Below are 17,957 nucleotides of genomic sequence, written 5' to 3'. Positions count from 1 at the left end.
TTATGTTGGATGAACTGGAGCTCTTGAAAAAGGATTGGCAGAAGCGGGAGGCAGACCTTCCCAAATTGTCTTATGAGCAGATTTACCCGATGATAAAGAAAAAATCATCGTCCATAGTAAAATGGATTTTTTACATCAGTATCATAGAGTTTGTGTTCTGGGCGGGTATCAATATCATTTTTAGTGGCCCAGAGACCATGCAGGAGCTAAGGGACATGCACATCTACAAAGTGGTTATGGTACTGAATATCTTCAACTACGGCATAATCCTTTTTTTCATCTACAAATTTTACACCAATTACAAGAAAATCTCCTTTACGGATTCATCAAGGGTCATGATGCGCACCATTTTGAAGGTAAAACGAACGGTAACCCAATATGTATGGTTCAACCTCATCATTTTTACCGTAAGTGCCATTATTTATGGGTATGGTGTTCTTCTGTACACCCCGGAAGGTCAAGAAATCGTGCAAGCAGCAGCACAGGATGGCGATAGCACGGAGTTTTGGGCCTTGATCATAATAACCTCTATAGCCATAACCGCAGTTGGGCTCTTCATCATCTGGCTGTTCTACAAATTGCTTTATGGGATTTTGCTCAAAAAACTGCGCAAAAATTACAATGAGCTCAAACGGTTAGAGGTTTAGCCATCGATTTTGCCTTTGTAACTGTAGCGCCTTTTTTGGTTTTCCTCTTCGTAGGCCAACAATTCCGCTTGAGGAATAACCTTTAGAAAAGATGGATGCTGTTCAATGGCATATTCCAACTTTTCCAAAATAGCCTCTATGGATTCATTGTCGTAGTCGATTTCCAAAGGTTCCTTAATGTGCATGGATTGGAGAATCCCTTTCTTTTTGACCCTAAGCCCCTTTTTATCGAACGAACGACGAAAACCATCAATCACTACGGGCACAACTACGGGCTTATATTTTTTGATGATATGTGCCGTACCCTTACGGAGCGGTTTCCATGGAGTGGTGGTGCCTTGTGGAAAGGTAATTACCCAACCATCGTTAAGCGCTTTTCCTATGTTGGAAATGTCGCTGAACTTTACCTGTCTGTTCACTTCTTGCCCATCTGCCCGCCATGTCCTTTCAATGCTTATGGACCCTGCATAGGCCAAAATCTTGGTCAGCAGGCTCTTTTTCATGGTTTCCTTGGCGGCTACATAGTAGATATTCAATTTGGGATTCCAGAGGTAACCCAAATTTTTAATGGAATCGTCCCTTCCCTTCAAACTTGCATTGAATACATGGAACATGGCCACCACATCGGCAAAATAGGTTTGATGGTTGCTCACAAAAAGTACATTGTTTTCAGGGAGGTCCCGAATGATCTGAGAGCCTTCGATCTCCAATGTATTGAATCCCTTGTACCGCTGGTGCGTCAACATACCCGCTATACGGATGAGCCATCTTTTTAAAAATAAAATATGACCGAAAGGATTTTTCTTGAAAAGACCCATATTTTGTGTTGATTGTAACCGCAAATTTACGAAATCGCCGTTAAAGCACTTGCCGTAAAAGCTCCTTGATCTCGCTCATCATCATGGCAGTGGCGCCCCAAACAGTATAACCATTTAATTTAAAGGCAGGTACGTTGATATTTTTGGCATATGAGGTACTCAAAATTTCTTGAATATGATTGGAGTCGTCCAAAAAATCCGTCAAATACACCTCTACCAACCGTTCCACTTCGGCCTCTTCTCTGACAAATGGTCTTGGATTGCGGTAAATTCCCATAAAAGGACGCACCAAAAAATTACTGGGGGGAATGTATACATCGCTGAGTTCCTTGATTATCTCAACTTCGGATGCTGGCACCCCCACCTCTTCATGGGTTTCCCGGAGTGCGGTATCCATCAAATCTTTATCTATTCGCTCCACCTTGCCTCCCGGAAAGCCTATCTGATTGGAATGTACCCCTTGGTAGACCTTTCGCAGAATTAACAAAAGGCGTGTTTGTTGCTCCACATCAGGATAAAACAATGCCATGACCCCTGCCCGCTTGGGGTTCATATCTTCGAATCGATTCTTCTTCAACCATTCGATTCGAAGCTCTGGGGACATTTTATGGTGCGATTCCTCCCCTGGAAGTGGGAGATTTTTTAATTTTAGGGCTCTTTGACAAAATTCATTAAAATCCATGCTGTTGAGACAATCGGCTTTACCTACAATCCTATTTCTTTTTCTAATCGTTTCCTGCGGAGAATCTCCTAAAAAGGACAAAGACAAAGTTGAGGAAAATATCGCAAAAACCGATACGGTCACCACAACTCAGATTGATAGTACCGCCATTGAAGAAGAAGAGGAAGAACCCTTCCAATTGACCGAAGAGAATGCGATAGACTTCTTTTTTGATTATTCCAAAAACCTAAAAAAGGACAAAGTAAAGATTACCACAACCATGGGAAGCTTTACCGTGCAGCTCTATGATGATGTGCCCTATCACAAGGCCAACTTTATTTATTTGGCCAGACAAAAATACTTTGACAGCACCCAATTCCACCGAGTAGTCAAGGATTTTATAATTCAAGGAGGTAATTCCGATGATAAAAGAACTGCTCGAAAAAGAGGAAAAATAGGTCGTTACTTACTACCTCCCGATGCCAAAAAAGGATATAAACACCATCGGGGCACCATTTCCATGCCCAGCAGTGAACGTGACAATCCGCATAAATTGGCCTCTCCCTACGAGTTTTTTATCGTGGTGACCGAACCAGGATCTTACCATCTTGATGGCTCTTACACCCCTTTTGGGCGGGTCATTGACGGGATGGATGTAGTGGACGCCATAAACAACGTTCCCGTAGGCGATGGCGACTGGCCATTCAAGAATGTCTACATCTTGAAAGCAGAAGTCCTGTAGCTGGACCCTACCCAACCATCATCAATTTATACTTTTTTGAATCTATTCTTGATCGCTAGTACAATCAAAAACAATGCTGGCTTAGGTATCTCTGACTTTGGAATGGAGGTTTCCTTTGCGGGTTTTCTTTCATAAAGAAATAAAAGTACCGCTACGATAATAAGGTTCTTAAAAATGTATTGGCCCACCAAGGTCAATGAGAAAAGAGCCTCACCGAAGGTGGCTTCGGGAAAAAAGATAAGGGGCGAAAAGGTGCATACCATATGAATGAGGCCCAAGATAACAGCTTGTCGTTTCCATAGCCTGAACAACAACATAAAACCAAGTGCCACTTCCCAGGTTGCTAGCATAAAAATAGAAACTGTATCGGGAACCAGACCGAAGCTAAGTTGATGAATGGTATTCTTTGCCAAGTCTTCGGCAGGACTCAGGCTCGGGACAAATTTTAATGCCCCGAACCAGAGATATACAATACCCATTGAAATTGACAGTAATCGTTTTTTGATGGTATCTCCCATGCTAAGTTGCTTTACTTATTGAATTCGTTCATCAGTTCGGGGTCAACCTTTACCTTGCTGCTCGCAAAACGATAGGAAACCCCAAGGTTGATCAAATAATCTGCAAAGGCGGCATCGCCCATTCTTGGCTCTCCCGTTATTTGTTGCGTCTCCAAATCGGTGACACTTTGCGGACGCTCACGTCGTACAGCGAAAGGAACATTAAGGTTGAGGGCGAAATTACCCTTCATAAAAGCGATTCCTGGATCAACGGAAAGTACATTTCCAGGTCTTCGAAACCCTTGATTACCCCCAATCAAATCTTTCACTGGAACACCTTCGTAACGTGCACCCAAGGATGCCGAGATGGTATTGGTCAGGGCATGACTGAATCCTCCCCTAACGGAAAACTGATCGGGAACGGCCATAATCGCCTCATTCTGTAAGATGGGACTCAAGGTTTCCCTAAAGGTCCGTGTTCCGTTCGTCTCTCTTGGATTGATCAAATAAAAACCTCCTCCGTAGGCAAAAAAGCGCTCGGCAATCTTTTGGTAAAACTGAAAATCCAAGGTAATCCCAAATCCACCATCCCCAGGTTGGATACTTTGATCCACAGGTCTTACTTGGGGACCTCCCTCTGGTCCAACGTTGTAGAATATGTCCGAAGCATTATAACTGCCTGTTGGTAGTTTGAACCCAAGTCCAACGGCTACGTTGCCATTTTGATTTTTTTCCAAATCGAACAGCCAGTAGCCTACTCCCACCCTGATATCCGCAAGACCCCTGGAAAAAGTGGTGTTACGCTCTTCACGACCGTGTTCGTACAACGAAGAACGTGTATTGATAACGGTTGGAATGGTAATGCTGGCATACCATCGATTGGAGATGCCATAGGTCAAAAAGAAGTCCCACGAATGGGAGTGATTGATGACTTCTGTCTCATTGGAGACCCTGTCCGGTTCTTCTTCCGTGCCCCTAAAATGGCGAAAGGACTTGAAGTAGCGATAATTACTCCCAATTTGGATATCTCCTGGCCCCAGTAGATTATTCTCCAATGTATTACCCACACATGAGGAAAAATGACGTATGGCTACGCAGCCCTGGGCGTTTGCTCTTTGGATGCCAACAAATGAAATCACCCCTAAACAAAAAATGATTAATGATTGTGAAGTTCTCATACCTGACTTTTGATTGGTTATGGGAGTGCAGATACCTAAGTGCACCCCTCCCCTGGTTGTTACTAAATTTGCTCGGAAGCCAAAGTAGCAGTATCCCGCAATGATTGGGGCTAACGAAATGGTAATAATGATTAACGGGAGGTTAATGGCGCTAAGCAACAGCTAAGCAAGCTTGTGAAATGGTTATAGGGAATCGAACCTAAATCTTTTTATAGATGCTCGGTAGGCTTATCTTGAATTTGACCGCAAGCAATCGGAGGATAATGACAATAAGGATGCCTGCGATATAGGCAAACTCCTCCTTAACCGGAAGTTGTACAATCAAAAAGTAGCTCAAAGCACCTAAAATACATGCGGTAGCGTAAATTTCCTTTCTGAAGATTACCGGTATCTCGTTGCAGAGTATATCCCTAATGACCCCACCGAAACAAGCCGTCATGGTGCCCAAGAATACACACATGATAGGCAAAAGCTGCGCTTCCAGTCCTTTTTCAACACCTACCATGGTATAGAGCCCAATACCAATGGTATCGAACAAGAAGAGAGATTTTCTCAAATATTTGAGCTTATTTACAAAAATGATGGCAAAAACCACTGAAATAAATATGGTGATTACATAGGTCAGGTCATGCATCCAACCCACAGGCGTATTACCTATCAACAGGTCACGCAAGGTACCGCCACCAATGGCCGTTACAAAGGCGATGATGAGCACCCCAAACAGATCTAACCGCTTTTCCATAGCGACCAAAACACCGGAAATGGCAAAGGCAATGGTGCCCAAAATATCGATGGTGAGATACAGCATAGTTACATGTTTTGGGTGTAGTAATTGTAATCGTTGATGATTACATTCACAAATTCAATGGGTTTCAACGCGGTTTGAACGCCCAGAACTTCCTTGATTCGGACATCCAGCGAAACGATGATGTTGTGATTGCCATCACGTTTGGCTTGATCGTAAAGCTCTTTAATGGTGCGCATTTCGGCATCCTTAAAAACGGTGACCTGTGGAAAGGTCGGTTGATAGCCATCGGGCAATTCGCGTAATAAGGTATCGCTTAGCGAGACCCTTTTTTTCTCACTGATCACGGTAGTCCCTGCTGCAATGTCACCGATACGCTGTCCCTTGCCGCGTATCAAAATAGTGAGTACGGCGCCGCCTCCAGAGGTAAGCGACACATCGATGATGCGAAGGGCCCATCGCACAAAATAATTACCAAAATTGGGCTTGGAACCGTCCAATTTGACCACACGGAGGTTCATGGCCCCTTTGCCAATGGTTTTTCCATCCATTAAGGTCTCCAACAGCAAATAGTAAAAAAAAGCCGGGAGGGAAAGTATCAAATAAAAGGCCCATTGGTCCTCAATATCCATATCCAACGAAACCAAAAGAACAATCACCAAAATGGAATAGCACAGAATTATAAAGCTATCGATAATGTATGCCAACATGCGCTCTCCCAAATGCGAAGTGTTTTGGCTGATGGTTATATTTTGGGCCGTTTCTATTTGAAATTGTTCCATATTTTAGTTTCTTTACTTACAAACCATCGAATTTAATGCGCGAGGCCGCTTTTATTAGGCAAAATAAGGATAAATGGGCCGCTTTTGAAAATGCCCTGATCAATAAGGGCCAACTTCATCCCGATGAGCTTTCGGATCTGTACATTGAGATTACCGACCACTTGAGCTACGCAAAAACCTTTTATCCAGGAAGTAACACACAAATCTATTTGAACTCCCTCGCCTCGCAAGCGCACCAAAAAATCTACAAGACCAAACGGGAATCCAAAAACCGTATTGTCCATTTCTGGAAAACGGAATTCCCTACCATGTTCAAATACCATCACCGGGAACTGCTGATCTCGTTTTTGGTGTTTGCCTTCTTTGTTGTGGTCGGGGCCTTTTCATCGGCCAACGAGGGGGATTTTGTAAGGTCCATTCTCGGCAACGGCTATGTAAACATGACCCTGGAAAATATTGAAAAAGGCGACCCTATGGCAGTTTATAAAAAGCAAGGTGCTTTTAATATGTTTTTGGGCATTACCATCAACAACATCAAAGTGGCCATTTATGCCTTTGCCTTCGGTATATTTTTGGGAGTAGGCACCCTATACATTATGCTTCGAAATGGTATTATGTTGGGCAGTTTTCAATACTTTTTTTATGAAAAAGATCTCCTCTGGGAATCGGCCCGCACGATTTGGATTCATGGCACCATCGAAATTTCCGTCATCATCATTGCAGGCTGTGCCGGATTGGTGCTTGCCAATGGCATTCTATTTCCGGGCACTTATACCCGATTGGAATCCTTTAAGCGCGGGGTAAAAAACGGCCTAAAAATTATGGTGAGTACGGTACCCTTTTTTATCATTGCCGGGTTTTTGGAAGGGTACGTCACCCGACATACCGAAATGCCGGACTGGTTGGCAATTTTCATCATATTGGGTTCGTTGTCATTGATTATCTATTATTACATCATATATCCAAACCAAATCCATAGAAAAACCACTTATGCAAACAGAGAATAAGTTGATTGAATTTAAAAAGCAGCGTGAATTGGGGGAAATCCTTTCCGATTCCTTCGTTTTTATCCGAAACGAGTACAAACCTTTTTTTGGCACCATCTTAAAAATAGTGGGCCCTTACATTTTGGCCATGCTGATTTCCATGGGGTTCTACATGTACACGGTAGGAGATATTATTAATCTGGGGAACATCGGAAACTCTTCCATTTCCACCTATTCGCCTTTCATAATGCTGCTGGCCGTGGCCGCTATGATGTTTAGCTCCATAGCTGCCTATGTTTTGGCCCAGGGTACGGTACTCCACTACATCAAATCGTACATCGACCATAACGGAAAAACGGATTACGACGAGATACGTAGCGGGGTATATGGCTCCTTTTGGTCGCTTATCGGTTTGGGTATCCTTGTTGGGTTATCGGTTATCGTGGGTGTTTTCTTTTGCATTATCCCCGGAATTTATCTTGCAGTTCCGCTATCTGTTTCCTTTGCCATTTTGGTATTCCTTAAAAAAGACGCCATGGAATCCTACCAGTACAGTTTTACCCTGATCAAGGAAAACTGGTGGATCACCTTTGCCACGCTATTTGTCATTTACATCATTGTGGCCATCGCTTCCTATGCTTTCAGTTTGCCCTCCATCATTTATATGTGGATTAAAATGGGGGTATTTTCTGGGGAAATGGATGCCGAAAACATGAATGTCTTCAATGACCCTATTTATCTATTATTGAATATTGTGAGCTCCTTGGTGCAGTTCCTTATGAACATTATTTTTTTAGTGGCCACTTCGCTCATATTTTTCAACCTCAACGAGAAAAAGAATTTTACCGGTACGTTTGAACGTATTGAAAATCTTGGAAAATCATCGGAGGAATAAATGCGTAATATCCTGATCGTATGCTGCCTATTGCTATCGTGGACATTAGTTGCCCAAAACGATTCCATTGTAAAGTACGATACCTCGGATATTGAAGCTGTCCAAATTGACCAGGATGATTTACAAACCTACCGAGAGGACAGTGCTTTTAACTACGAGGAAGCACAAGCGGAAGACAACTGGTGGACCGATTTCACCAATTGGTTCTACAATCTGATTCGACGGTTTTTTGAATGGATTTTTGGAGTGGGCAATGCCGAAGGCTTTTTGGCTCTCTTTTTTGAACTTCTACCTTACCTCCTATTGGCACTGTTCCTATATCTGGTCATTCGTTTTTTCGTAAGCTCCAAGATTATGGGATGGGGAATGGATAAAAGAAATCCCAATGTGGTTTCCCTATCGGAAGATGAGCACATCATCAAAAATGAGGATATCCGTGAATTGATCAAAGAGGCCTTGTCGAGCCAAGATTACCGATTGGCTATTCGGTATCACTACCTTTATATCTTACAATTGCTCTCCGAGCGGGACATCATCGATTGGCAACAACAAAAAACCAACGAGGATTACTTGAACGAACTATCCGAATACGGACACTACGCCGACTTTGGGCGCGCAACGGTGCTTTACGATTACATTTGGTACGGCGAGTTTAGTATCGAACAAGACCGATACACCAAAGCAGAAACGGTTTTTACCTCCTTACAAAAAGCCATTGCCCATGATTAAAAGAGGAAGGATCTATATCATTATTGGCCTATTGACCATATTGGGCATATTCCTCTTGGAATACAACAAGCCCAAGGACATCAATTGGTTTCCTTCCTATGTTTCCCATCACAAAATACCTTATGGGACCTATGTGCTGAACGATTTGATGGAAAAATCATTTGCCGACCTTGTCCAACAGGTCCAAAAACCGCCCTTTGAGTTCCTTACCCGTACGGATTCCATACAGGGCACCTACTTTTTTGTAAATGAAACCGTCGCTTTTGAAGAAGCCGAGCTCAATGCCATTTTGGATTGGGTCGATGAGGGAAATCAGCTTTTCGTGGCCTCCGAATATTTCGAGAAAAAACTGTTGGATACCCTCCATTTGGAACAAAGGAATGTATACAATGAGGGCTCACTGGAGCCGCTCTTCTTTTTGGAGCTTTCCAACCCAAAACTCCAAAGCAAAAAGATTGAATTCAAAAGAGATTATTACACGAATAGGTTTGATCAATTGGACACCTTGCGCACAGTAGTGCTTGGGGAAGTATATACCAGAACCGATAGCACGGAGACTCTTTCAAGGCACATCAATGCCATAAAACAGGAATTTGGGAAAGGAGAAATCATACTCACCAGCTTTCCTAAGGCCTTTACCAATTACTTTATCCTAAAGGATAACAATCTAACGTATACCGCCGGTCTACTATCGTATTTGGAAAAAGGAGGAAACATTTATATGGATAATTTCCATAAGTCAGGGAAATCCTTTTACACTTCTCCCATGTACCTGTTTCTAAATACCAAGGAATTTAAGTGGGCCTACTATCTTGTGCTGATCGGGGCGCTGGTGTATATCATTTTTGAAGGCAAACGAAAGCAACGGGCCATCCCAGTGATACCGCCTGTAAAAAATCAGACTTTGGCCTTTACCCGTACCATTGCCGATATGTATTTTGAAAAAGGTGAGCTGCACCTCATCACCAAACATAAAATTGATTACTTTTTGGAATATCTCAGGTCCAAACTACATGCTTCGACCCAAGACTTGAAAGACGAAACATTCTTGAAAAACTTGTCCATGCGAAGCAATACCCCATTGGAAGAGGTTAAAAAGTTGATGGCGCTCATGGACGGACTACGTTCCAAACCGACGGTCACCGAAACCGAATTAAAGAATCTGAACCAAAAAATAGAAGCATTTAAAGCAAACGTTCATGGAAAATAACGACTTGAATTTTGACAGCAGGGTACCCTTGGAAGAATTGCGGGACACCGTAGACCAGATAAAAAAGGAACTGGCCACTATCATCGTGGGGCAAAAGGATTTTATCGAACTTTTGATTGTATCCGTGCTTTCCGATGGTCATGCCCTTATTGAAGGAGTCCCAGGGATTGCAAAAACGGTAACGGCCAAACTATTTGCCAAGACCCTAAAAACGGATTTCAACCGTATCCAGTTCACTCCCGACCTAATGCCGAGCGATATTTTGGGAACTTCGGTGTTCAACACCAAGACCACCGAATTTGAATTTAAAAAGGGCCCGATTTTTTCCAATATTATATTGATTGACGAGATCAACCGTGCTCCGGCCAAAACCCAGGCCGCACTTTTTGAGACCATGGAAGAACGTCAGGCCACCGTTGATGGAACTACTTACAAAATGGGAGAACCCTTTATGGTCCTGGCGACCCAGAACCCTATTGAACAGGAAGGTACTTATGCCCTTCCAGAAGCGCAATTGGACCGTTTCCTTTTTAAGATCAAAGTGGATTACCCCTCAGTGGAAGAGGAAATCACTATTCTTCAAAACCATCACGAGCGCAAGGGCGAAAAACCACAAGATCAAATTAAGGCAGTGCTCACCCCAAAAAAGCTTATGGAGTTCAAGAAGAACATTCACGAAGTAGTGGTAGAGAAAAAAATATTGGATTACATCGCAAACATCATCACCAGAACAAGAAACCATCCCCATTTGTACCTAGGTGCATCGCCAAGAGCATCCATTGCCACATTGACTGCCGCTAAGGCATTTGCGGCCATGGCCGGCCGTGATTTTGTAATGCCAGAAGATGTAAAAAAAGCCTTGGTGCCTGCCTTGAACCATAGGGTAATCCTGACCCCTGAACGGGAAATGGAGGGTATGACCACAGAAAATGTGGTTACCATGATCATGGAATCCGTTGAAATCCCCAGATAAGCATGGCTTTTATTCGGTCGTTGTACATACATAACAGCTTCTTCTGGTACCTTGCCCTGCTATCCGCATGCTTTGTCATCTCATTTTGGGTGCCCTTGCTTTATCCGATTGCTTGGCTGTTGGTCTACCTTTTGTTGGCGCTGTTCTTTTTTGACCTGTATTGGCTGTATGGCACTAAAAATGGTATCGAAGCCCAACGAAATCTACCAAAGAAGCTTTCCAACAGCGACGAAAACAAACTATCGGTACACCTGAGATCCCGATTTCCGTTCAAAACGTTGGTCACTATCATAGACGAACTTCCCGTCCAATTCCAAAAACGGGATTTTGAGCACCATACCGATTTACAAAAAGGGGAGCCCCATATATTCGAGTATTCGGTACGGCCAGTGGAACGTGGGGAGTATGTGTTTGGCAACCTAATTGTGTTCGCCTCCTCTCCCCTGCGTATCATCAAACGTAAATTTGTGTTCCAGAAAGACCAGATGGTGCCTGTTTATCCATCCATCATTCAAATGCAGCAGTATGATTTCTTGGCCACCAACAATAGGTTGACCGAGTTCGGACTCAAGAAAATCAGAAAAATTGGTCACACCCAAGAGTTTGAGCAAATCAAGGAATATATCAAAGGGGACGATGTACGGACCATTAACTGGAAGGCCACCGCAAAACGGAACCAATTTATGGTGAACCAATACCAAGATGAACGGTCGCAGCCCATCTATTCGGTTATCGATACGGGCCGAGTGATGAAAATGCCATTTAATGGATTGAGCTTATTGGATTATGCCATCAATTCCGCGCTGGCTTTTTCCAATGTGGCCCTCAAACGGAACGATAAGACGGGATTGCTCACCTTTTCCAAAAAGATTGAAACCTTTGTTCCGGCAGTCCAAAAAATCACACACCTCAACACCATTATGGAAAGCTTGTACAACGTTGCTACGGATTATTCGGATTCCGATTTTGGATTGTTGTACGCCCATGTCAAACGAAAGGTAAACCAACGAAGCTTATTATTGTTGTACACCAATTTTGAACATATTTCCGGGCTAAAACGCCAGCTGCCCTACATTTTGGCCATGGCCAAGAAGCACGTATTGGTGGTGATTTTCTTTGAAAATACGGAGTTGGAATCCATCATTGCGGAAGATGCGGAAAACCTTCAGGCCATTTATCATAAAACTATTGCGGAAAAATTTTCCCTGGAAAAACGGTTGATGCAAAAAGAACTTCAGAAATATGGTATCCAGACCATTTTGACCAAGCCCGAAGAACTGACCGTGAACACCATCAACAAGTATCTGGAAATAAAAGCAAGGGGAATCATTTAAGCGGAGTCAAGACCCGAAGTATATTGCTTCAATGGGAATGCTCCCGAATTCGCTCCTGTTGAAAAGAATTACGCTATTATTTAACCTTAAACTCTTGGTTGGAAAGTCCCAAAGTTTGCAAAGCGGGAAGTTTGCCTTCCAGCAGCACAAATTCAGTTTTGGGTTGTAACCATTGTTTTTTCCTTTTCAAGTTGAGTTCGGAATAACGGCCAAGTAAACGCCTTCTATCATCTTTCTTGGCAAAAAGGTCTATGGTAACCCCAATGGTAACGCCGCCTAAGATGGTGGCGGCCAAATCATCATTGTCCCAGCCATTATCGCGCTGCCCTGCATCTACGGTTTCCTTGGCCAGTCCTATCAAGGTGCTGCCCGCCACGGAACCTACAAAAGTCCAGATACGGTTACCATCCGAAGCCTGTTTGGCGATTCCTGCTCCGGCCAAGCCAAAGAGGTTGCCACCCAAAAAATGGAGTGCTTTGTCCAGCTCCACTTGCCCATGGCAATGCGAGGCGAGCACAAAAAAGAGTAGTGTGGGGATTAGTGTTCTCATTGCGCTGGGCTAAATATATCAAAAGTTTCTGAAATTTTTCGCCCCAGCCATCAATTGCCGCAGATTTCAGCTTTTGCCCTATGGTATTCCTCCAGCAGTTCGGCAACAATATCCGCAGCGGGCACAATGCGATGTATCAAACCGGATACTTGGCCAATTTCAAGCTCGCCCTCTTCCATATCGCCTTCGAACATACCCTTTTTGGCACGGGCCCTGCCCAATAATGTTTTTAACTCTTCTGGACCGGCGCCTTTGGCATATGCAGCTTGAACGTCGTTAAAGAACTTGTTCTTGAGCAAGCGCACCGGGGCAAGCTCCTTCAAGGTCAATTGGGTATCCCCTTCTTGGGCATCCACCACACGTTGTTTAAAAAGAGGATGCGAAGAGGCTTCGGGTGAGGCTACAAACCGACTCCCTACCTGAACCCCGTCAGCACCCAAGACCATTGCAGCCAACATTGCGCGTCCCGTGGCAATACCCCCAGCAGCGATGAGAGGAATTTGTATTTTTTCTTTTACGGAAGGAATCAAAACCATGGTCGTGGTTTCATCGCGCCCATTGTGCCCACCAGCTTCAAAGCCTTCGGCCACAACGGCATCAACACCCGCTTCTTGTGCTTTGAGGGCAAACTTCACACTACTCACCACATGTACCACGGTAATCCCTTTCTCCTGAAGAAATCGGGTCCAGGTTTTTGGATTCCCAGCCGAAGTAAAGACAATCTTCACCTCATGCTTTACGATAATGTCCATCAACTTCTCGATGTCCGGGTACAACATAGGGACATTCACCCCAAAAGGCTTGTCCGTTGCCTTTTTGCATTTGATGATGTGCTCTTCCAATACTTCCGGATACATACTTCCTGCGCCCAAAAGACCCAGACCACCGGCGTTGGAGACTGCAGAGGCCAAACGCCAACCGCTGGCCCAAACCATTCCCGCCTGGATAATGGGATATTCGATTCCGAAAAGTTCTGTGATTTTGTTCTGCATGAAAACGATTCTTCAAGTTTTCAGCAAAATAATCAAAATTAAGCAGTATTTCCTTTAGGAAATTACACCGGACCCTATCAATTCATCCTCCACGTACCATGCGGCAAACTGACCCTCCGTAATGGCAGATTGTTTTTCTTCGAAGTCCACGAACAAGCCATTCTCTACTTTGTAAAGCGTTGCAGGTTGCAAAGGTTGACGGTAACGGATACGAGCCATCACTTCCATTTTTTCATCCATGCCAAGGGCCAAATCAGGTCGAACCCAATGCAGCTCATCCTCTTTAATAAACAGCGTATTTCTAAGTAGCCCAGGATGTAATTTACCTTGACCTGTATAAATAATGTTTTTGTCCACATCGGTTTCGATGACGAACAGAGGCTCCTTTGTTCCACCTACATTTAAGCCCTTGCGCTGACCAATGGTAAAATAATGTGCGCCTTGATGTTCTCCCACTACCTTTCCATCGGTTTCTGAGTAGATAGGCTTCTCGGCTTGAAACAGCAATCTTTCCCTTTCGTTTTGGAACTCAGGAACTGCAGTGGCAAATTGATGGGCATCACTGGGTACCTCAACAATCACCCCTTTTTTCGGTTTCAATTTTTGTTGAAGGAATTCGGGCAAATGCACCTTTCCTATAAAGCACAATCCCTGTGAGTCCTTTTTGTCGGCCGTAATTAAATTGTTTTCCGCAGCGATTTTCCGTACCTGAGGCTTTAAGAGTTCTCCAATGGGAAAGAGGGTTTTGGAAAGCTGTTCTTGGGAAAGCTGACATAAGAAATAGGATTGGTCCTTATTAGGGTCCTTTCCGGACAAGAGCTGGTAAGTCTCGGTTCCATCGGTATTTTGAATGGTCCCTTTCCTGCAATAGTGTCCTGTCGCCACATAATCCGCCCCCAATTGCAAAGCAATCTTTAGGAAGACATCAAACTTGATTTCACGATTGCAGAGCACATCCGGATTTGGCGTTCGGCCCCGCTCGTATTCGTTGAACATATAGTCCACGATGCGTTCCTTGTACTCCACGCTCAAATCGACCGTTTGAAAAGGAATACCCAACTTTTCAGCTACAATCAAAGCGTCATTACTATCCTCCAACCATGGGCATTCTTCAGAAATGGTCACAGAATCATCGTGCCAATTCTTCATGAACAGCCCAATCACATCGTACCCTTGCTCTTTGAGCAAATAGGCAGCGACACTGGAATCGACTCCTCCTGAAAGCCCTACAACAACCTTTTTCATCAGCATAACATTAAGGGTACAAAAATACGAATAGATCCTTATATAATAGGATTTGGTTTTTATCCAAAAAACTCAAAAGTCTACGGAATTGGTTAACAAGCTATTAATTTTGTTAAATTTTTATGTGAAAATGTTAAACAATATTGAATTCGTTTTGTTTACTTATACTTTTAAATGGTTAAACAAACATCTATAGACAACATGAAAACTTTAAAACAATTATCCCGACTTACGTTATTATTACTGTTCATTGGATTCACCTCGTGCTCCGATGATGACAACGGACCTACTCCCCCACCAGAGGAGCCAGGTGACAACATTGTAGAAGCGGCTCAGGCCACTTCAGAATTGAGTTCCCTTGTGGCCGCCCTTCAAAAAGCGGACGAAAGTGCGAACAATGATTTGATTACCGCCCTAAGCGGAGAAGGACCCTTTACCGTATTTGCCCCTACCAATCAAGCCTTTACAGATTTATTGGCACAATTGGACGGCTATGATTCATTGGATGATTTCAACACACAACAGTTGCAAGATTTGCTTGCCGTTATCTTGACCTATCACGTAGTGGCTGATGCCTCCGTGCTCTCCTCCGATTTAAGCGATGGACAGACGATTACCACTTTACAAGGATCAACTGTAGAAGTATCCACACAAGGTGGAGTTTTCATTCAAGATGCAACTGATGTGCCCGCCCAAGTGACTACCCCAGATATTGAGGTATCCAACGGTGTTGTACATATTATTGATAAAGTATTGTTGCCACAAGCTGTTTTGGATGCTTTGGCCGACGTTATTTTGGTTCCAATTACCGATTTGGCCATCGGAAACGAAAATCTTCAAAATCTTGTTGCTGCTTTAACTGCTGCCAATGGTGATTTACCAAAGGTATTGAGAGGTGATGGACCCTTCACTGTATTGGCACCTACCGATGAAGCTTTCGAAAACTTCCTTAACGGAGCTGCCTTAGGAGATATTCCTGTGGATGTGCTGACCAATGTACTACTTAACCACGTAATCAGTGGTGAGGTTGCCTCTACAGACTTGGTCGGATTAGGCTCAGGATATACTAGCACGATGGCAACAGGAGCTGGAGACCAAATGGTAAGTTTGTTCTTTGATGCCACAGACGGTGTTACCTTTAACGGTGTATCTTCCGTAGTGACTCCAGACGTTAAAGCCTTGAACGGTATTGTTCACGTAGTGGATGCCGTAATCGACATACCAAATATTGTTGACCATGCGGTTGCCAATCCAGGACTTACCTCATTGGTAGGCGCATTGACCGATGGCGGAAACACTACATTCACGGATTTGCTATCCAACGAAGAAGAGCTATTCACCGTATTTGCTCCTGGAAACGACGCCTTTAGCGCATTCACTAATCCAAATTCCAACGATTTGAATGCCATCTTGTCCAACCACGTCGTTGTTGGAGCAGCTGCATTCTCCGCTGATTTGACTAATTCTTATGTGAACACAGCTGCCGAGTTTGCTGCTGATGAAAACTTAAGTCTTTATATCAATACAGATGATGGCGTGACACTTAACGGCATCAGTAATGTTGTTACTGCCGATATTGTAGCTAGCAATGGTGTTATCCACACCGTTGATGCTGTAATCGATTTGCCAACCGTTGTCACCTTTGCGGTTGCCGACCCAACATTTGATTCCTTGCAGGCCGCATTGACCGCTGAAGGACAACCTGATTTTGTAACTACACTATCCGGAGCTGGACCATTCACCGTATTTGCTCCTACCAACGATGCTTTCCAAACCTTATTGGATAGCAATGATATGTGGAATGGATTGGCAGATATCGATGGTGGATTGTTGACCAGCGTATTGCAACACCATGTAGTTTCTGGAGCCAATGTGCGTTCTGGAGACTTATCTGACGGGGCTACGGCGCCCACTTTGGAAGGTGATGACATTACCATCAACCTACCAGGTACTGGTGATAACATAGCCGATATTACCGATGGTGCCGGAAACACAGGTATTGGTATTATTGCTGTGGATGTTCAAGCTAGCAACGGAGTTATCCATGCAGTGAACACTGTATTGATTCCTGATACAATGAACTAATATTTGATTTCATAGATAGTGCATCGAAAAGCCCCCTCAAACTAGTTTGAGGGGGCTTTTTATCGAATGGATATTACCGTTCATCGATGACACATCAACAAGGGGATGGTTACCCACAAAAAGAAGCCGTTTTACAACTTTTAATTTTTTGGATGCAGGTTATGCCGCATCTTTGGAGTCCCAAATCTTTCCAAACTAAACCTGTAAATGGAAACTCCCCCAAGACCTTCTTGAGGGAGTTTTTTTTATTTTGTAAATGGATTCGCCCTACTCCTCAGGTTCTGCTTCCAATACCTCGATGATTTCATAACCATTTTCCACTTCTTTATAAACCGCTTGGTTCAGTTCGTGCATGGTCACGCCATCAAAGTCGATTTCCTCGGCATCCTCTGGCAGTTCATTTACCACGGCACCAACAGGAGGAGCGGTCACTTCATATTCACCTTGTTTCTCCAAATAAAATACGCCATCAGCGTACTGATAGGGAATACCTCGAACAACGATACGGACAGCGGCTACCGGCAATGCCCTTAAACGGAGTCCTCTTGCTGGAAAGGAACGGACATATACACCTCGCCGTTTCACAAAATACATTCCGCCCACGGGATAATAGGTCACATTTCGGAATACCAAGGGTCTAGTGTTTGCGGGTAGGCGTCGTAGCGTCCTTCTAACCACCCTTCGATTATGGCGACGTTTTTCTTCGAACAGTTCGTCTTTCTTCTGGGGTTCGTCTTACTTGGGCCTCCACATAATCGGTTGTTCCCAACGCTAGGAACGCAAATAGCAAAAGAGCCAATCTCATATTTTTCATATTGTTGAATTAATGGTTAACCCCACTTTGACATCGTTTGACGCCAAAGGTTTAATCGGGTTACCTAAAATTCA

At 43.8% G+C, this 17,957-nt stretch carries 20 protein-coding genes; 9 read left to right on the top strand and 11 right to left on the bottom strand.

Annotated elements, in window-relative coordinates:
* The first annotated feature begins 2 nt into the window (after nt 1-2).
* A complete protein-coding gene (locus EO130_RS01460; protein ID WP_127139756.1) occupies nt 3-647 on the top strand; it encodes a hypothetical protein in 645 nt (214 codons plus the stop codon).
* Here EO130_RS01460 and EO130_RS01455 read toward each other — a convergent pair.
* Together EO130_RS01455 and EO130_RS01450 are read right to left on the bottom strand one after the other, a co-directional pair.
* Entirely contained in the window at nt 644-1,465 is an 822-nt protein-coding gene (locus EO130_RS01455) for a lysophospholipid acyltransferase family protein (protein ID WP_127139755.1), read from the bottom strand. The genes EO130_RS01460 and EO130_RS01455 overlap by 4 nt on opposite strands.
* Nucleotides 1,466-1,505: 40 nt before the next feature.
* A complete protein-coding gene (locus tag EO130_RS01450; protein WP_127139754.1) occupies nt 1,506-2,147 on the bottom strand; it encodes an NUDIX hydrolase in 642 nt (213 codons plus the stop codon).
* Here EO130_RS01450 and EO130_RS01445 point away from each other — a divergent pair.
* A complete protein-coding gene (locus EO130_RS01445) occupies nt 2,146-2,868 on the top strand; it encodes a peptidylprolyl isomerase (RefSeq protein WP_127139753.1) in 723 nt (240 codons plus the stop codon). The two genes, EO130_RS01450 and EO130_RS01445, sit on opposite strands and share 2 nt — an antisense overlap.
* A gap of 26 nt (nt 2,869-2,894) precedes the next feature.
* Here the strand turns inward: EO130_RS01445 and EO130_RS01440 are convergent, their stop codons facing one another.
* The 4 genes from EO130_RS01440 to EO130_RS01425 all read right to left on the bottom strand — a co-directional run bounded on the left by EO130_RS01440 (nt 2,895) and on the right by EO130_RS01425 (nt 6,070).
* Nucleotides 2,895-3,386: a hypothetical protein gene (locus tag EO130_RS01440; RefSeq protein ID WP_206513103.1), complete on the bottom strand. Its 492-nt coding sequence runs from the start codon at nt 3,384-3,386 to the stop codon at nt 2,895-2,897.
* An 11-nt stretch (nt 3,387-3,397) separates the two neighbouring features.
* Nucleotides 3,398-4,543: a hypothetical protein gene (locus EO130_RS01435; protein WP_127139752.1), complete on the bottom strand. Its 1,146-nt coding sequence runs from the start codon at nt 4,541-4,543 to the stop codon at nt 3,398-3,400.
* A 199-nt stretch (nt 4,544-4,742) separates the two neighbouring features.
* Nucleotides 4,743-5,351, bottom strand: a complete 609-nt coding sequence (locus tag EO130_RS01430) for a trimeric intracellular cation channel family protein (RefSeq protein ID WP_127139751.1) — start codon at nt 5,349-5,351, stop codon at nt 4,743-4,745.
* Between the two features lie 2 nt (nt 5,352-5,353).
* Complete coding sequence (locus EO130_RS01425; RefSeq protein ID WP_127139750.1) at nt 5,354-6,070, bottom strand: RDD family protein; 717 nt, start codon at nt 6,068-6,070, stop codon at nt 5,354-5,356.
* A gap of 35 nt (nt 6,071-6,105) precedes the next feature.
* Between EO130_RS01425 and EO130_RS01420 the strand changes: the two genes are divergently transcribed.
* Genes EO130_RS01420 through EO130_RS01395 form a run of 6 tightly spaced genes read left to right on the top strand, consistent with a single transcriptional unit; the run spans nt 6,106 to nt 12,197 of the window.
* Nucleotides 6,106-7,077 carry a stage II sporulation protein M gene (locus EO130_RS01420; RefSeq protein ID WP_127139749.1) on the top strand — a complete coding sequence of 324 codons (972 nt, stop codon included), beginning with the start codon at nt 6,106-6,108 and terminating at the stop codon, nt 7,075-7,077.
* Entirely contained in the window at nt 7,061-7,951 is an 891-nt protein-coding gene (locus EO130_RS01415) for a hypothetical protein (protein ID WP_127139748.1), read from the top strand. The genes EO130_RS01420 and EO130_RS01415 overlap by 17 nt, the downstream gene beginning before the upstream one ends.
* Complete coding sequence (locus EO130_RS01410; RefSeq protein WP_127139747.1) at nt 7,952-8,680, top strand: DUF4129 domain-containing protein; 729 nt, start codon at nt 7,952-7,954, stop codon at nt 8,678-8,680.
* Nucleotides 8,673-9,890: a DUF4350 domain-containing protein gene (locus tag EO130_RS01405; RefSeq protein ID WP_127139746.1), complete on the top strand. Its 1,218-nt coding sequence runs from the start codon at nt 8,673-8,675 to the stop codon at nt 9,888-9,890. Before EO130_RS01410 ends, EO130_RS01405 begins: the two co-directional genes overlap by 8 nt.
* Nucleotides 9,880-10,863 (top strand): AAA family ATPase, encoded by a 984-nt coding sequence (locus tag EO130_RS01400; protein ID WP_127139745.1) that lies wholly within the window; start codon nt 9,880-9,882, stop codon nt 10,861-10,863. Before EO130_RS01405 ends, EO130_RS01400 begins: the two co-directional genes overlap by 11 nt.
* 2 nt (nt 10,864-10,865) lie before the next feature.
* Nucleotides 10,866-12,197 (top strand): DUF58 domain-containing protein, encoded by a 1,332-nt coding sequence (locus EO130_RS01395; protein WP_127139744.1) that lies wholly within the window; start codon nt 10,866-10,868, stop codon nt 12,195-12,197.
* 76 nt (nt 12,198-12,273) lie between these two features.
* Here EO130_RS01395 and EO130_RS01390 read toward each other — a convergent pair whose 3' ends face one another.
* From EO130_RS01390 to mnmA, 3 genes are read right to left on the bottom strand one after another with little or no spacing between them, the layout of a single operon-like run.
* Nucleotides 12,274-12,747, bottom strand: a complete 474-nt coding sequence (locus EO130_RS01390; RefSeq protein ID WP_206513102.1) for a YfiM family lipoprotein — start codon at nt 12,745-12,747, stop codon at nt 12,274-12,276.
* Nucleotides 12,748-12,797: 50 nt separating this feature from the next.
* Entirely contained in the window at nt 12,798-13,739 is a 942-nt protein-coding gene (locus tag EO130_RS01385) for an NAD(P)H-dependent flavin oxidoreductase (protein ID WP_127139743.1), read from the bottom strand.
* Between the two features lie 54 nt (nt 13,740-13,793).
* On the bottom strand, nt 13,794-14,984 hold the full coding sequence (mnmA, locus tag EO130_RS01380) for a tRNA 2-thiouridine(34) synthase MnmA (RefSeq protein ID WP_127139742.1): 1,191 nt from the start codon (nt 14,982-14,984) through the stop codon (nt 13,794-13,796).
* Between the two features lie 201 nt (nt 14,985-15,185).
* Between mnmA and EO130_RS01375 the strand changes: the two genes are divergently transcribed.
* On the top strand, nt 15,186-17,069 hold the full coding sequence (locus tag EO130_RS01375) for a fasciclin domain-containing protein (RefSeq protein WP_127139741.1): 1,884 nt from the start codon (nt 15,186-15,188) through the stop codon (nt 17,067-17,069).
* A gap of 267 nt (nt 17,070-17,336) precedes the next feature.
* On the opposite strand, the gene EO130_RS01370 is transcribed toward EO130_RS01375, so the two are convergent.
* Both EO130_RS01370 and EO130_RS15635 read right to left on the bottom strand, forming a co-directional pair.
* Nucleotides 17,337-17,747, bottom strand: coding sequence for a DUF6515 family protein (locus EO130_RS01370; protein ID WP_313781243.1), 411 nt, complete (start codon nt 17,745-17,747; stop codon nt 17,337-17,339).
* Between the two features lie 7 nt (nt 17,748-17,754).
* Nucleotides 17,755-17,883, bottom strand: coding sequence for a hypothetical protein (locus tag EO130_RS15635; RefSeq protein ID WP_262707318.1), 129 nt, complete (start codon nt 17,881-17,883; stop codon nt 17,755-17,757).
* Nucleotides 17,884-17,957: the final 74 nt, after the last annotated feature.

Source organism: Flagellimonas marinaquae, from assembly GCF_003992675.1.
In the GTDB taxonomy this organism is placed as follows: domain Bacteria; phylum Bacteroidota; class Bacteroidia; order Flavobacteriales; family Flavobacteriaceae; genus Flagellimonas; species Flagellimonas marinaquae.
The sequence above is the reverse complement of the archived record's forward strand: the minus strand, read 5'-3'. Positions and strand labels throughout refer to the sequence as shown.

Coding starts and splice junctions, on each gene's coding strand:
- EO130_RS01460 (WP_127139756.1), top strand. CDS start 3: ATGTTGGATGAACTGGAGCTCTTGAAAAAGGATTGGCAGAAGCGGGAG.
- EO130_RS01455 (WP_127139755.1), bottom strand. CDS start 1,465: ATGGGTCTTTTCAAGAAAAATCCTTTCGGTCATATTTTATTTTTAAAA.
- EO130_RS01445 (WP_127139753.1), top strand. CDS start 2,146: ATGCTGTTGAGACAATCGGCTTTACCTACAATCCTATTTCTTTTTCTA.
- EO130_RS01450 (WP_127139754.1), bottom strand. CDS start 2,147: ATGGATTTTAATGAATTTTGTCAAAGAGCCCTAAAATTAAAAAATCTC.
- EO130_RS01440 (WP_206513103.1), bottom strand. CDS start 3,386: ATGGGAGATACCATCAAAAAACGATTACTGTCAATTTCAATGGGTATT.
- EO130_RS01435 (WP_127139752.1), bottom strand. CDS start 4,543: ATGAGAACTTCACAATCATTAATCATTTTTTGTTTAGGGGTGATTTCA.
- EO130_RS01430 (WP_127139751.1), bottom strand. CDS start 5,351: ATGCTGTATCTCACCATCGATATTTTGGGCACCATTGCCTTTGCCATT.
- EO130_RS01425 (WP_127139750.1), bottom strand. CDS start 6,070: ATGGAACAATTTCAAATAGAAACGGCCCAAAATATAACCATCAGCCAA.
- EO130_RS01420 (WP_127139749.1), top strand. CDS start 6,106: ATGCGCGAGGCCGCTTTTATTAGGCAAAATAAGGATAAATGGGCCGCT.
- EO130_RS01415 (WP_127139748.1), top strand. CDS start 7,061: ATGCAAACAGAGAATAAGTTGATTGAATTTAAAAAGCAGCGTGAATTG.
- EO130_RS01410 (WP_127139747.1), top strand. CDS start 7,952: ATGCGTAATATCCTGATCGTATGCTGCCTATTGCTATCGTGGACATTA.
- EO130_RS01405 (WP_127139746.1), top strand. CDS start 8,673: ATGATTAAAAGAGGAAGGATCTATATCATTATTGGCCTATTGACCATA.
- EO130_RS01400 (WP_127139745.1), top strand. CDS start 9,880: ATGGAAAATAACGACTTGAATTTTGACAGCAGGGTACCCTTGGAAGAA.
- EO130_RS01395 (WP_127139744.1), top strand. CDS start 10,866: ATGGCTTTTATTCGGTCGTTGTACATACATAACAGCTTCTTCTGGTAC.
- EO130_RS01390 (WP_206513102.1), bottom strand. CDS start 12,747: ATGAGAACACTAATCCCCACACTACTCTTTTTTGTGCTCGCCTCGCAT.
- EO130_RS01385 (WP_127139743.1), bottom strand. CDS start 13,739: ATGCAGAACAAAATCACAGAACTTTTCGGAATCGAATATCCCATTATC.
- mnmA (WP_127139742.1), bottom strand. CDS start 14,984: ATGAAAAAGGTTGTTGTAGGGCTTTCAGGAGGAGTCGATTCCAGTGTC.
- EO130_RS01375 (WP_127139741.1), top strand. CDS start 15,186: ATGAAAACTTTAAAACAATTATCCCGACTTACGTTATTATTACTGTTC.
- EO130_RS15635 (WP_262707318.1), bottom strand. CDS start 17,883: ATGAAAAATATGAGATTGGCTCTTTTGCTATTTGCGTTCCTAGCGTTG.